At 50.1% G+C, this 14,569-nt stretch carries 11 protein-coding genes, 4 tRNA genes and 2 rRNA genes (1 of these 17 only partly in view); 16 read left to right on the top strand and 1 reads right to left on the bottom strand.

Annotated elements, in window-relative coordinates; translation table 11 throughout:
* The 4 genes from ACSHSR_RS01095 to birA all read left to right on the top strand — a co-directional run.
* Positions 1-1,133: ribosomal RNA gene (locus tag ACSHSR_RS01095) — 23S ribosomal RNA — on the top strand; it begins 1,760 nt to the left of the window's first position.
* Between the two features lie 101 nt (positions 1,134-1,234).
* Positions 1,235-1,350 (top strand): 5S ribosomal RNA (rrf, locus tag ACSHSR_RS01100).
* Between the two features lie 447 nt (positions 1,351-1,797).
* A complete protein-coding gene (murB, locus tag ACSHSR_RS01105; protein ID WP_117200097.1) occupies positions 1,798-2,823 on the top strand; it encodes a UDP-N-acetylmuramate dehydrogenase in 1,026 nt (341 codons plus the stop codon).
* 2 nt (positions 2,824-2,825) lie between these two features.
* Positions 2,826-3,785: a bifunctional biotin--[acetyl-CoA-carboxylase] ligase/biotin operon repressor BirA gene (gene birA / locus ACSHSR_RS01110; protein ID WP_144133383.1), complete on the top strand. Its 960-nt coding sequence runs from the start codon at positions 2,826-2,828 to the stop codon at positions 3,783-3,785.
* Here birA and coaA read toward each other — a convergent pair whose 3' ends face one another.
* Complete coding sequence (gene coaA, locus ACSHSR_RS01115; protein WP_208184356.1) at positions 3,786-4,733, bottom strand: type I pantothenate kinase; 948 nt, start codon at positions 4,731-4,733, stop codon at positions 3,786-3,788.
* A gap of 233 nt (positions 4,734-4,966) precedes the next feature.
* Here coaA and ACSHSR_RS01120 point away from each other — a divergent pair.
* The 12 genes from ACSHSR_RS01120 to rpoB all read left to right on the top strand — a co-directional run bounded on the left by ACSHSR_RS01120 (position 4,967) and on the right by rpoB (position 14,543).
* A tRNA-Thr gene (locus ACSHSR_RS01120) sits at positions 4,967-5,042 on the top strand.
* An 8-nt stretch (positions 5,043-5,050) separates the two neighbouring features.
* Positions 5,051-5,135: transfer RNA gene (locus ACSHSR_RS01125), tRNA-Tyr, on the top strand.
* A 35-nt stretch (positions 5,136-5,170) separates the two neighbouring features.
* A tRNA-Gly gene (locus ACSHSR_RS01130) sits at positions 5,171-5,244 on the top strand.
* Between the two features lie 9 nt (positions 5,245-5,253).
* Positions 5,254-5,329 (top strand) — tRNA-Thr (locus tag ACSHSR_RS01135).
* A gap of 116 nt (positions 5,330-5,445) precedes the next feature.
* On the top strand, positions 5,446-6,630 hold the full coding sequence (tuf, locus tag ACSHSR_RS01140; RefSeq protein WP_071239068.1) for an elongation factor Tu: 1,185 nt from the start codon (positions 5,446-5,448) through the stop codon (positions 6,628-6,630).
* A 263-nt stretch (positions 6,631-6,893) separates the two neighbouring features.
* Positions 6,894-7,274 (top strand): preprotein translocase subunit SecE, encoded by a 381-nt coding sequence (gene secE, locus ACSHSR_RS01145; protein WP_025012048.1) that lies wholly within the window; start codon positions 6,894-6,896, stop codon positions 7,272-7,274.
* Positions 7,275-7,282: 8 nt separating this feature from the next.
* Positions 7,283-7,834: a transcription termination/antitermination protein NusG gene (gene nusG / locus ACSHSR_RS01150; protein ID WP_025012047.1), complete on the top strand. Its 552-nt coding sequence runs from the start codon at positions 7,283-7,285 to the stop codon at positions 7,832-7,834.
* 123 nt (positions 7,835-7,957) lie between these two features.
* On the top strand, positions 7,958-8,386 hold the full coding sequence (rplK, locus tag ACSHSR_RS01155) for a 50S ribosomal protein L11 (RefSeq protein WP_025012046.1): 429 nt from the start codon (positions 7,958-7,960) through the stop codon (positions 8,384-8,386).
* Positions 8,387-8,390: 4 nt separating this feature from the next.
* Positions 8,391-9,092 carry a 50S ribosomal protein L1 gene (gene rplA, locus ACSHSR_RS01160; RefSeq protein ID WP_025012045.1) on the top strand — a complete coding sequence of 234 codons (702 nt, stop codon included), beginning with the start codon at positions 8,391-8,393 and terminating at the stop codon, positions 9,090-9,092.
* Between the two features lie 262 nt (positions 9,093-9,354).
* Positions 9,355-9,855 (top strand): 50S ribosomal protein L10, encoded by a 501-nt coding sequence (rplJ, locus tag ACSHSR_RS01165; protein WP_025012044.1) that lies wholly within the window; start codon positions 9,355-9,357, stop codon positions 9,853-9,855.
* 54 nt (positions 9,856-9,909) lie between these two features.
* Positions 9,910-10,278, top strand: coding sequence for a 50S ribosomal protein L7/L12 (rplL, locus tag ACSHSR_RS01170; protein WP_025890054.1), 369 nt, complete (start codon positions 9,910-9,912; stop codon positions 10,276-10,278).
* Between the two features lie 233 nt (positions 10,279-10,511).
* Entirely contained in the window at positions 10,512-14,543 is a 4,032-nt protein-coding gene (gene rpoB, locus ACSHSR_RS01175; RefSeq protein ID WP_479631182.1) for a DNA-directed RNA polymerase subunit beta, read from the top strand.
* Positions 14,544-14,569: the final 26 nt, after the last annotated feature.

Genomic DNA, 14,569 nt, shown 5'->3' on the forward strand with positions numbered 1-14,569 from the left:
AACTGTTTATCAAAAACACAGCACTGTGCAAAATCGCAAGATGACGTATACGGTGTGACGCCTGCCCGGTGCCGGAAGGTTAATTGATTGGGTTATCTTCGGAGAAGCTCATGATCGAAGCCCCGGTAAACGGCGGCCGTAACTATAACGGTCCTAAGGTAGCGAAATTCCTTGTCGGGTAAGTTCCGACCTGCACGAATGGCGTAATGATGGCCACGCTGTCTCCAGCCGAGACTCAGTGAAGTTGAAATTGCGGTGAAGATGCCGTATACCCGCGGCTAGACGGAAAGACCCCGTGAACCTTTACTATAGCTTGGCACTGAACATTGACCCTACATGTGTAGGATAGGTGGGAGACTATGAAGATGAGACGCCAGTCTTGTTGGAGTCAACCTTGAAATACCACCCTTGTAGTGTTGATGTTCTAACCTGGGCCCCTAATCGGGGTTAGGGACAGTGCCTGGTGGGTAGTTTGACTGGGGCGGTCTCCTCCCAAAGAGTAACGGAGGAGCACGAAGGTTGGCTAAGTACGGTCGGACATCGTACGGTTAGTGTAATGGCATAAGCCAGCTTAACTGCGAGACAGACACGTCGAGCAGGTGCGAAAGCAGGTCATAGTGATCCGGTGGTTCTGAATGGAAGGGCCATCGCTCAACGGATAAAAGGTACTCCGGGGATAACAGGCTGATACCGCCCAAGAGTTCATATCGACGGCGGTGTTTGGCACCTCGATGTCGGCTCATCACATCCTGGGGCTGAAGTCGGTCCCAAGGGTATGGCTGTTCGCCATTTAAAGTGGTACGCGAGCTGGGTTCAGAACGTCGTGAGACAGTTCGGTCCCTATCTGCCGTGGGCGTTGGATGATTGAGGGGAGCTGCTCCTAGTACGAGAGGACCGGAGTGGACGAACCGCTGGTGTTCGGGTTGTCATGCCAATGGCATTGCCCGGTAGCTACGTTCGGAATCGATAACCGCTGAAAGCATCTAAGCGGGAAGCGAGCCCCAAGATGAGTCATCCCTAGGGCCTGGAGCCCTCTGAAGAGCCGTTCGAGACCAGGACGTTGATAGGCAGGGTGTGTAAGCGTTGCGAGGCGTTGAGCTAACCTGTACTAATGACTCGAGAGGCTTAACCATACAACCCAGATGGGTTTTACGGACTTGAAGAAGTCGATACTTGATTGAAGTTTGAACTCAGGCTCTGAAGAAGAGCACAGCTTTCCAGATTACCAAATATGTCTGGTGACAATAGCATTGTGGTCCCACCTGATCCCATCCCGAACTCAGAAGTGAAACGCAATCGCGCCGATGGTAGTGTGGGGTCTCCCCATGTGAGAGTAGGTCATCGCCAGACGCCTAATAAAATGAAAATCCCCAGCACTTTGTGTTGGGGATTTTTCGTTTTAATTGCATTTTGAAATGTCCACTCTCACATGGGGAAGATAAAGAGTCCGAACGTAGTGAGGCACAATCCCATGTGGAGTAGGGTGAGGTTGTCGCGTTTATCAAACTCAGTTTGATGCGCCAGACGAACGCGGAGAGCTTGCTCGAAGCTGGCCATCGCCAGACGCCCAATTAAGTAGAGAAACCACCTGAATAAGGTGGCTTTTTTGCGTTTAGGGCCTGTGAGATTTGCCTTAATCCAGCTTTGATTCGGTAGCAGCCGAGTAGCTTGCCGCTGGATACATATAAACCCATACACACCTTTAACTGACCGTTATTCGCTTATGGGGGGGTTTGCGGCTGAAATAGCCGGCTAATCCCGTTACAATGCTGCTTTTATTTGCAGTGAAAGCTTTAGATGCCAACTCTAGTCCACTCCCTTAAATCTTTGAACACTTTTGGAATCGACTGTTGCTGTCGGGAACTCATCAGAGTGAGTTCTACCACGGAGCTTGTCCAGGCTTGCATGCAGCATAAGGGCGATGAGACCCCTATGCTGATCCTCGGTGGTGGCAGTAATCTATTGCTGCTTGAAGATTATCAAGGGACAGTGATTCAAATCGGTACCAAGGGAATCGATGTCTGTGAGGATCAAGAGCATTTTTATCTAAAGGTTGCCGCCGGTGAAAACTGGCACGATTTGGTTTGCGAAACGCTTAAGCTGGGGATGCCGGGGCTTGAGAATATGGCTCTGATCCCGGGGACAGTTGGTGCAGCGCCTATTCAAAACATAGGCGCCTATGGAATTGAGCTGTGTCAGTTGTGTGACTGGGTCGAGTATCTAGACCTGCAGAACGGCGCGCTAACTCGTCTCGAGGCCGCTGATTGTGATTTTGGCTATCGTGAGTCAATTTTCAAAAATGAGCTCAAGGGTAAGGCTGTGATCACCTCTGTCGGCTTGAAATTGCCTAAAGCCTGGCAGCCCAAACTGAGTTATGGGCCGTTGCAGTCGCTTGCTGAAGAGACAGAGGTGACCGCGACCATGATTTTTGAGCGGGTATGTCAGGTTCGTCAGGAAAAACTGCCGGATCCTGTAGTACTTGGCAATGCCGGCAGCTTTTTCAAGAATCCTGTGGTTGCTGCTGCCGACTATCTTAAGTTGGCCGAACGCTTTCCTGATTTGGTGGGTTATGCTCAGCAGGATGGTACTGTTAAGTTGGCCGCAGGCTGGCTTATCGATAAGGCAGGTTTGAAAGGTTTCCAGATGGGAGCGGCAGCAGTCCATGATAAGCAAGCCCTGGTTCTGGTGAATAAAGGTGGCGCCAAGGGTAAGGATGTGGCTAATTTGGCACGGGAAATTATCAGGCAAGTGCAAGCGCGCTTCGGTGTAGAATTGCAGCCCGAACCGCGAATTTTTGCGGCAACAGGAGAGAGGAGTCTCTGACGATGACCGAACAGTGGAAGCGCAAGCGGGAAATATTACAGCTGTTGCAGCAGGGGGAGTTTGTCTCCGGCGAAAAGCTGGCCGAACAGCTCGGTATCAGCCGTACGGCTGTCAGCAAACATATCAGTGCCTTGACTGCCTTCGGGATCGATATCTTCAGCGTGAAAGGTAAAGGCTATAAGTTGGCGAGAAGCCTGCACCTTATTGATAAGCCGCGTTTGCTTTCCGCTATAGATAACCGTTGTTTCTACTTTGATGAACTCGGTGGTACCAATACATTCCTGCTCAACCATGTCGATGAATTGAGTAATGGCGATCTCTGTATTGCCGAGTACCAATCGGCCGGACGAGGGCGTAGAGGACGCCAGTGGGTGTCGCCCTACGGCAGTCACCTCTATTTCTCTATGTACTGGCAGTTCTCTCAAGGCCTTTCTCAGGCGATGGGCTTGAGTCTGGTGGTTGCCTGTTCACTGGTTAGTGTGTTGGAGTCTTTCGGTATTGCCGGTTTGGGAGTGAAGTGGCCCAACGATATCTATCTCGATGGCCGTAAACTTGCCGGTGTGCTGATTGAAATGAGTGGTACTGCCGACAGCGAATGCGATCTGGTGATCGGGATAGGCTTGAATATGGCTATGCCAGCTGAACTGGGTGAACAACTGGATCAACCCTGGAGCGATCTCAGTGGGCTTGAATCTATGCCGGACAAGACTGAGTTGGCTATCAATCTCCACCGACAGCTATTGAAAGATCTCAAGCTGTTTGAAACCCAAGGCTTGGCGGCATTCAGCACCAGGTGGCAGAGTGCCGATATCTTTGCCGGTCAACAGGTCAAATTGCTGCTGGGTGAGCAGCAGATTAGCGGCCACTACCTGGGAGTGGATGAGCAAGGTGGCGTTATCCTACAGACAGAAACGGGTCCACAGCATTTTGTCGGCGGGGAAATCAGCTTACGCGGCGCTTGATTATTTTCGCAGCAGCACTTTATCCATCAGGTGGTCCTGACCCTTTTTCAGAATAAGATGTGCCCGCTCGCGGGTGGGCTCAATATTCAGATTCAGGTTCGGGCCATTGATGGTGTCCCAGATATTGGCGGCTATATATTTGGCTTCGGCATCGCTCAGCTTGGCATAGTGGTGGAAGTAGGAGCGCTCATTGGCAAAAGCCGTATGCCGGAACTGCAGAAACCTATCTATATACCAATGCTTCAGCAGTGATTCGTCCGCATCTACATAGATAGAGAAGTCCACGAAATCAGAAACAAATGGCCGCTTGATACTCACGGGAGAATCCAGCTCTGTCTGCAGTACATTCAAGCCTTCCAGGATCAAAATGTCCGGCTGTCTGACCTGCTGCACTTCGGGGAGACGGTCGTAACTGATGTGGGAATATAGCGGAGCCTCGACCAATTCGGCGCCTGACTTGATGGCAGCGATAAACTCCACCAATAGTTTCATGTCATAGCTTTCCGGAAAGCCTTTACGCTGCAACAACCCTTTTTGTTTCAGCTCGGCCAGCGGGTAGAGAAAACCATCCGTAGTAATCAGATCGACCTTAGGGTGTTCGGGCCAATGGCTCAAAAGTGCCTGCAGGATACGGGCTGTGGTACTTTTCCCAACGGCGACACTGCCGGCAATACTGATAATGTAAGGACTCTTGGCCGGGGTTTGCCCCAAAAACTCATTTAACACCAAACCTCTTTGCTGCTTGGCGCCAACGATCAAGTTAAGCAGACGACTGAGGGGCAAATAGATGTCGGTAACTTCAGTGAGGGAAACCTTTTCATTAATCCCCCGCAGCTTTTTCAATTCGGTTTCGCTCAAGGTCAAAGGCACCGACTCGCGAAGTTCAGCCCATTGCTGGCGGTGAAACGGCATATATAATGCCTGTTGAATTGAGTTGGCTGTTGTCATCTGATTTCCTCTGCTCAGGCAAGGCACAGTACACCATGAATTATTCATGAACAATAAAAAATCCCTATGCCAAGCCGAATTGTTTATCCCGTGTACAGAGGGTTAAGAAGGAGTTGAATACCTACGTAGTGTCAGAGTAAAAAAGCACCATTCAGGGCTTTTTTTCGAAAAAAAGCCAATTTCCTATTGCACTCGCCCCAACATTTACCTAATATCCGCTACCGAAATGAAGTGCCGGCATAGCTCAGTTGGTAGAGCAACTGACTTGTAATCAGTAGGTCCCGAGTTCGACTCTTGGTGCCGGCACCAATTTTATCGGAGGGGTTCCCGAGTGGCCAAAGGGATCAGACTGTAAATCTGACGGCTCCGCCTTCGAAGGTTCGAATCCTTCTCCCTCCACCATTTTCAAGGTAAGTAGGTAGCCTTAAGTAGGTTGCGCGGGCATCGTATAATGGTATTACTCCAGCCTTCCAAGCTGATAACGCGGGTTCGATTCCCGCTGCCCGCTCCAAATTTGCATGCTGATATGGCTCAGGTGGTAGAGCGCATCCTTGGTAAGGATGAGGTCGGCAGTTCGAATCTGCCTATCAGCACCAGCCTATCTTAAATTTTACCTCTGCCTTTTATAATCTGTTCGATGTCATTCATTTGCATCGGACTTTTTCACTATATATGGTTTCACCACCAGAAAATCTTAGATTGAGGCAATACCATGTCTAAAGCTAAATTTGAACGTAGTAAACCCCACGTTAACGTGGGTACCATTGGCCACGTGGACCATGGTAAAACCACTCTGACTGCTGCTATCTCAACTGTACTGTCTAAGACTTACGGTGGTGAGGCGCGTGACTTCGCAGCGATCGATAACGCTCCAGAAGAGCGTGAGCGCGGTATTACCATCAATACCTCTCACATCGAGTATGACACTCCAACTCGTCACTACGCCCACGTAGACTGCCCAGGTCACGCTGACTATGTTAAAAACATGATCACCGGTGCTGCCCAGATGGACGGCGCAATCCTGGTAGTAGCTTCTACTGACGGCCCAATGCCACAGACTCGTGAGCACATCCTGCTGTCTCGTCAGGTAGGTGTACCTTTCATCATCGTATTCATGAACAAGTGTGACATGGTAGACGATGAAGAGCTGCTGGAACTGGTAGAGATGGAAGTTCGTGAACTGCTGTCTGAGTACGATTTCCCAGGTGATGACCTGCCAGTAATTCAGGGTTCTGCTCTGAAAGCTCTGGAAGGCGATGCTCAGTGGGAAGCCAAGATCATCGAACTGGCTGAAGCACTGGATACCTACATCCCTGAGCCAGAGCGTGATATCGATAAGCCATTCCTGCTACCTATCGAAGACGTATTCTCAATCTCTGGTCGCGGTACTGTAGTAACAGGTCGTGTAGAGCGCGGTATCATCAAAGTTGGTGACGAAGTAGAAATCGTGGGTATCCACGACACTACCAAGACTACCTGTACTGGTGTAGAAATGTTCCGTAAGCTGCTGGACGAAGGTCGTGCCGGTGAGAACTGCGGTATCCTGCTGCGTGGTACCAAGCGTGATGAAGTAGAGCGTGGTCAAGTACTGGCTAAGCCTGGTTCAATCACTCCACACACCAAGTTCGAATCAGAAGTTTACGTACTGTCTAAAGAAGAAGGTGGTCGTCACACTCCATTCTTCAAAGGCTACCGTCCACAGTTCTACTTCCGTACAACTGACGTGACCGGTACTATCGAACTGCCAGAAGGCGTAGAGATGGTAATGCCAGGTGACAACATCAAGATGACAGTAACTCTGATCTGCCCAATCGCGATGGACGAAGGTCTGCGCTTCGCCATCCGTGAAGGTGGCCGTACAGTTGGTGCTGGTGTTGTAGCCAAGATCATCGCTTAATTGCGAGACAGGTTACTTTGAAAAAGGAAGCTTCGGCTTCCTTTTTTGCTTGCTGGCGCAAAGTGTCAGGCTTTCTCTTGGTTTCGCCCTGTGTATCCTTGATAACAAAGCTGATTAAGAATACAATCTATGGCCGATTTTTGTGCCCTGAGCCGGAGAATTCTCGTCAGGGGCGAGTTCGAAAGCGGGCTGGCGCTGATTTAAGCCTTAAACTTACTCAGCTGTCCCTTGGCTCAGGTCGTAATGAGTAACGGAATTAACCGATGACAACAAATACTGAAAACCAGGGCAACTCTCTGGATATCGTAAAGTGGGTAATAGCTATACTACTGGTGGTAGTGGCTATCGTTGGCAACCAGATGTACAACAACAGTGAAATCATCACTCTGCCAATCCGCGCTGCGGGTGTGGTTGTTGTATTTGCTATTGCTGGTTTTATTGCTCTGCAAACTGTTAAGGGTAAGCAAGCATTGGCCTTTGCCCGTGAGTCTCAAATTGAAGTACGCAAAGTCGTATGGCCGACTCGTCAAGAGGCGTTGAATACCACCTTTATCGTACTGGCTGCGACAGGTATCCTGGCCTTGATTCTCTGGGGACTGGATGCGGTATTGCTGCGCATTGTCAACTTTATTACTGGCGTATAGGCACTAGAATGACTGAAGCTAAAGAAGCTAAGAAAAGATGGTATGTGGTTCAGGCTTTTTCCGGTTATGAAGGCCGTGTATGTAAGTCTCTGCTTGAACACATCAAAATGCACGGTATGGAAGAGTTCTTCGGCGAAGTCCTGGTTCCGACCGAAGAAGTTGTGGAAATGCGTGCCGGCCAACGCCGCAAGAGCGAGCGCAAGTTCTTCCCCGGCTATGTGCTGGTACAGATGGAAATGAACGATCAAAGCTGGCACTTGGTGAAAAGCATCCCACGTGTGATGGGCTTTATCGGCGGCACTTCAGATCGTCCTGCTCCTATTTCCGATAAAGAAGCCGAGGCTATCCTGCGTCGTCTGCAGGAGACTACAGATTCTCCTACTCATCGCGTTATGTTCGAACCCGGCGAAGTGGTTCGAGTTACCGATGGTCCGTTTGCCGACTTCAATGGTACTGTTGAAGAAGTGGATTATGACAAGAACCGCGTCAAGGTGTCTGTGATGATCTTCGGTCGTTCGACTCCGGTTGAGTTGGACTTTAATCAGGTCGAGAAATCTTGATTAAATAAAATACAAAATCCGTTTGGCAACGGGTGCGGATTTCTATATAATCCGCACCCGTTGTTTTCGGGGAGCTCAAGGCATGTCGCCTGAGCGTTTGAACCCAAACTGAGGAAATGTCAGATGGCAAAGAAAATTGAAGCTTACATCAAGCTGCAAGTAGCAGCCGGTGCTGCAAACCCGTCTCCACCAGTTGGTCCAGCTCTGGGTCAAAAAGGTGTGAACATCATGGAATTCTGTAAAGCATTCAACGCTCGTACTGAAAAGTTCGAAAAAGGTATGCCAATTCCAGTAGTGATCACTGTTTACAACGATCGCTCATTCACTTTCGAAACCAAGACTCCACCTGCAGCCTTCTTGCTGAAGAAAGCCGCTGGTCTGAAGTCAGGTTCTGCTCGTCCTAACACTCAGAAAGTGGGTACTATCAAGCGTAGCCAGGTTCAGGAAATTGCTGAAACCAAGGCAACCGATATGACTGGTGCTGACATTGAAGCGATGACTCGCTCAATCGAAGGTACTGCGCGTTCCATGGGTTTGGTAGTAGAGGACTAATATAATGGCAAAGCTGACTAAGCGCATGCGCACCATCCGCGAAAAAGTGGACGTAACCAAAGCATACGACATCAACGAAGCTGTAGCTCTGCTGAAAGAACTGGCTACTGCCAAGTTCGTTGAGAGCGTAGACGTTGCCGTTAACCTGGGTGTTGATCCTCGTAAATCTGACCAAAACGTTCGTGGTGCCACTGTGCTGCCACACGGTACTGGTCGTGAAGTACGTGTTGCTGTATTCACTCAAGGTGCCAATGCCGAAGCTGCGAAAGAAGCTGGTGCTGAACTGGTAGGTATGGAAGATCTGGCTGAGCAGGTGAAAGCCGGCGAAATGAACTTCGACGTAGTTATCGCATCTCCTGATGCAATGCGCGTTGTTGGTATGCTGGGTCAAATCCTGGGCCCACGCGGCCTGATGCCTAACCCTAAAACCGGTACTGTAACTCCTAACGTTGCCGAAGCTGTTAAGAACGCCAAGGCTGGTCAGGTTCGTTACCGTAACGACAAGAACGGTATCATCCACACTACTATCGGTAAAGTGGACTTCGAAACCGCTCAACTGAAAGAAAACCTGGAAGCACTGCTGACTGCACTGAAGAAGGCCAAGCCTGCTGCAGCCAAAGGCCAGTACGTGAAGAAGGTAAGCATCTCCACCACTATGGGTGCAGGTGTAGCTGTTGACCAGAACACTCTGGACACTGCTAACTAATTTTACAAAATGCGCGCGTTAGCCTATAATGCGCGCACTTTTGTGGGTTGGAACCTATGACGAGTGTTTACACTCAGATGGGTTTCCGTCCAAGACCGCAGGTGTTGACCGTCTGGGATACTTAATTTCCTGCGTAGACGGTGTCAGGCCCCAGATAGATTTATTTCTGCTGGATTATCTGCACCGTAAGTAACTGAGTACGTTTGTATTCAGTATGGTAAACACTGGGGGATTCCCCAGGTAGAATCCAGGAGTAAAGCCAATGGCATTAAGACTCGAAGACAAAAAAGCGATTGTTGCTGAAGTCAACGAAGCTGCCAAAGGTGCGCTTTCTGCAGTTGTCGCCGATTCACGCGGTGTAACTGTAGGTGCTATGACAGTTCTGCGTAAGACTGCTCGCGCAAACGGTGTGTATGTACGTGTAGTACGTAACACTCTGGCTCGCCGCGCAGTTGAAGGCACTGCTTTTGAGTGTCTGACAGAGGTGTTCTCTGGCCCAACTTTGATCGCTTTCTCTAACGAGCACCCAGGTGCTGCAGCTCGTCTGTTAAAAGACTTTGCTAAAGAGCAAGCCGCTTTCGAAGTTAAAGGTGCAGCTTATGAAGGGGAATTCATCCCTGCAGCTGACATTGATCGTTTGGCAAAACTGCCAACTTACGAAGAAGCACTGGCACAGCTGATGATGACTATGAAAGAAGCATCTGCTGGCAAGTTCGTTCGTACTCTGGCCGCTCTGCGCGATCAAAAACAAGAAGCCGCTTAATCTCAAGCTGGCTGCTTAACAGAATTGAATTCAGAACAATAGGAAACATTTGTTATGTCTATCACTAAAGACCAAATCCTTGAAGCCTTTGCAGCTATGTCTGTAATGGAAGTTGTTGAACTGATCGAAGCTATGGAAGAGAAGTTCGGCGTATCTGCTGCTGCTGCAGTAGTTGCTGGCGGCGCTGGTGAAGCTGCTGCTGCTGAAGAGAAAACCGAGTTCGACGTAGTTATGACTTCTCACGGTGACAACAAAGTTGCTGTGATCAAGGCTGTACGTGGTGCCACAGGTCTGGGTCTGAAAGAAGCCAAAGCTATGGCTGAATCTGCTCCAGTAGCTGTTAAAGAAGCTGTCTCTAAAGAAGAAGCTGAAGCTCTGAAGAAAGAACTCGAAGAAGCTGGTGCTCAAGTAGAGATCAAGTAAGTCATACTGACTTACAATCACCCAAGCCAATTGGGTGGAGGCTGGCGGTTTTTTGACCGTCGGCCTTTTTTGCGCTGTAAGCGTTGGCGATTTTTTTCACCGTTTGTCGCCAGATTTTGCAGTCCCTAGCAGTGATTATTGGTTAGGTTCTTGCCATCAACGGTGATGGGCAAACGTGCTGGATTAACTGTGTTGATTCAGTCTTGGTCACATCTCGCAAGCAGAGGAAACCCATGGTTTACTCCTATTCTGAAAAGAAGCGTATTCGCAAAGACTTCGGTAAGCGTCCACAGGTGTTGGACATCCCTTACCTGTTGTCTATTCAGTTAGACTCTTTTAAGAAGTTCACCGATCAAGATCCTACCGGTGAGCGTGGCCTTGAGGCCGCTTTCCGTAGCGTTTTTCCCATCAAGAGCTTTTCTGGTAATTCAGAACTGCAGTACGTCAGCTATAAGCTGGGCGAGCCTGTTTTTGATGTGAAAGAGTGTCAAATCCGCGGTGTGACATACTCCGCTCCACTGCGCGTTAAGCTGCGCATGGTGCTGTATGATCGTGAAGCTGCCGCCGGCACTGTAAAAGATATTAAAGAACAAGAAGTCTACATGGGGGATATCCCTCTGATGACTGAAAACGGTACCTTTGTTATCAATGGTACTGAGCGTGTTATCGTATCTCAGTTGCACCGTAGCCCAGGTGTGTTCTTCGACCACGACCGTGGTAAGACACACTCTTCAGGTAAAGTGCTGTATAACGCGCGTATTATTCCTTACCGCGGGTCTTGGCTCGACTTCGAGTTCGACCCTAAAGATGCGTTGTTTGTACGTATCGACCGTCGCCGTAAGCTGCCTGCCAGCATCATTCTGCGTGCCCTGGAATATTCTACTCAGGATATCCTCGACATCTTCTTTGAGCGTGTCGACTTCAAGATCAAGAAAGATTCTCTGGTCATGACACTGGTTCCTGAGCGTCTGCGTGGCGAAACTGCCAGCTATGACATCAAGGATTCAGAAGGCACTGTGCTGGTAGAGAAGGGCCGTCGTATCACTGCCCGTCATATCCGCCAACTGGAAAAAACCAACACCACTGAACTGGAAGTCCCAGTTGAGTACATAGTGGGTAAAGTGGCGGCTCAGGACTATATCGATCCTGACACAGGTGAAGTACTGGTTACCGCCAACAACGAGATCAGCCTGGAAGACCTGGCCAATCTGTCACTGGCCGGTATCAAAGAGGTCAGCACCCTGTACATCAACGAGCTGGATCACGGTGCTTACATCTCTGACACGCTGCGTATTGACTCAACCACCAACCGTTTGGAAGCGCTGGTTGAAATCTATCGCATGATGCGTCCTGGCGAGCCACCAACCAAGGATGCCGCCGAAGCTCTGTTCCAGAACCTGTTCTTCAGCGAAGAGCGCTATGACCTATCTAAAGTGGGCCGGATGAAGTTCAACCGTCGTCTCGAAATCGACGAGAACGAGGGTACCGGTGTACTGACCAAAGAAGACATAGTTGCCGTAATGAAGAAGATCATCGAAATCCGTAACGGTTTTGATGAAGTCGATGATATCGACCACCTGGGTAACCGTCGTATCCGTAGCGTTGGCGAAATGGCCGAGAACCAGTTCCGTGTAGGTCTGGTACGTGTTGAGCGCGCTGTACGTGAACGTCTGTCTCTGGGCGATCTGAACGAGCTGATGCCTCAGGATCTGATCAACGCCAAGCCAATCTCTGCTGCAGTGAAAGAGTTCTTCGGTTCTTCTCAGCTGTCGCAGTTTATGGATCAGAACAACCCACTGTCAGAAGTGACTCACAAGCGCCGTATTTCGGCTCTTGGTCCTGGCGGTCTGACCCGTGAGCGTGCCGGCTTCGAAGTTCGAGACGTGCACCCAACTCACTATGGTCGTCTGTGTCCAATTGAGACCCCTGAAGGTCCAAACATTGGTCTGATCAACTCACTGTCTACCTTTGCCCGTACCAACTCATACGGCTTCCTGGAAACACCTTATCGTAAGGTGATCGACAGTGTGGTTACCGATGAAGTGGAATATCTGTCAGCCATCGAAGAAGGCCGCTATGTGATTGCACAGGCCAACATCGAGCTCGACAACGAAGGTTGCATTGTGGAAGAGCAGGTTGCCTGTCGCCACAAGGGTGAATCTACCTTTATGCGCGCTTCCGATATCCAGTATATGGACGTATCTCCACAGCAGATCATTTCTGTGGCGGCATCTTTGATCCCATTCCTTGAGCACGACGACGCTAACCGTGCATTGATGGGTGCAAACATGCAACGTCAGGCAGTACCAACACTCAAGTCAGAGAAGCCTCTGGTGGGTACAGGTATTGAACGTACACTGGCTGTTGACTCAGGCGTGGTTGTGGCTGCCAAGCGTGGCGGTGTGATCGACTATGTTGATGCCAGCCGCATCGTGGTTAAGGTTAACGAAGATGAGCTGCGCCCAGGCGAAGCCGGTATCGATATCTACAACCTGACCAAGTACACCCGTTCCAACCAGAACACCTGCATCAACCAGCGTCCATGCTGTAGCGTAGGTGAGCCTGTGGTGCGTGGTGACGTTCTGGCCGATGGTCCGTCAACCGACTTGGGCGACCTGGCTCTGGGTCAGAACATGCGCGTGGCCTTCATGCCATGGAACGGTTACAACTTTGAGGATTCCATCCTTATTTCCGAGCGCGTAGCGCAGGAAGACCGTTTCACGACTATCCACATTCAGGAACTGTCCTGTATTGCCCGTGACACCAAGCTGGGTAGCGAAGAGATCACTGCTGACATCCCTAACGTAGGTGAGTCTGCACTGAGCAAGCTGGATGAATCCGGTATCGTTTACATCGGCGCCGAAGTTAAAGGCGGTGACATTCTGGTTGGTAAGGTAACGCCTAAGGGTGAAACTCAGCTGACTCCGGAAGAGAAACTGCTGCGGGCTATTTTCGGTGAGAAAGCGTCTGACGTTAAAGACAGCTCTCTGCGTGTACCTAACTCAGTGAAAGGTACAGTTATCGACGTGCAAGTCTTCACCCGTGACGGTGTTGAAAAAGACAAGCGCGCCATCGAAATCGAAGAGATGCACATTGCTCAAGCCCGTAAGGACTTGACTGAAGAGTTCAAGATCCTCGAAGAGGGTGTACTGAGCCGTGCCCGTAACCTGCTGCTGAGCGCCGGTTTCAGTGAAGCCAAACTGGCTGAACTGCCACGCAAAGATGTATTGGTTCAGGTTATCGACGATGAAGCCAAGCAAACCGAACTGGAACAGCTGGCTGAACAGCACGAAGAGCTGAAAGCCGACTTTGACAAGAAGTTCGAAGTCAAGCGTCGCAAGATCACCCAAGGTGATGATCTGGCTCCAGGCGTACTGAAGATCGTTAAGGTTTACCTGGCGGTTAAGCGTACCATCCAGCCTGGTGACAAGATGGCCGGTCGTCACGGTAACAAGGGTGTGATCTCCAAGATCTGTCCTATCGAAGATATGCCATACGACGAGCAGGGTAACCCTGTCGACATCGTACTGAACCCTCTGGGTGTACCTTCGCGGATGAACATAGGTCAGGTACTGGAAGTTCACTTGGGTGCTGCGGCTAAAGGTATTGGTAATCGCATCAATGCCATGCTGGAAGAACAGCGTGAGCTGGCCGAACTGCGTGGCTACATCAAACAGGTCTATGAACTGGGCGATGAAGTGAAGCAGCGCGTGGATATCGATTCATTTACCGATGATGAAGTTCTGCGTCTGGCCAAACACCTGAAGGATGGTCTGCCAACGGCAACCCCAGCCTTCGACGGTGCCAAAGAGAAAGAGATCAAGCAGATGCTTGAGCTCGCAGGTCTGCCGACTTCTGGTCAGCTGAATCTGTTTGATGGTCGTACCGGTAACCAGTTCGAGCGTCCTGTGACCGTAGGTTACATGTACATGCTCAAACTGAACCACTTGGTTGATGACAAGATGCACGCCCGTTCTACCGGTTCGTACAGCTTGGTTACTCAGCAACCTCTGGGCGGTAAAGCTCAGTTCGGTGGTCAGCGTTTCGGTGAGATGGAAGTGTGGGCCCTGGAGGCATACGGTGCTGCGTATACTCTGCAGGAAATGCTCACAGTGAAATCGGATGACGTTAACGGTCGTACTCAGATGTACAAGAACATCGTTGACGGTAACCATCAGATGCAGCCAGGAATGCCAGAGTCCTTCAACGTATTGCTGAAGGAGATCCGTTCTCTCGGTATCAACATCGAGTTGGATCAAGAGTAAGACGCGGTTTAAAGCCTGCGTTTGGC

This window comes from Shewanella sp. VK101, from assembly GCF_056497865.1.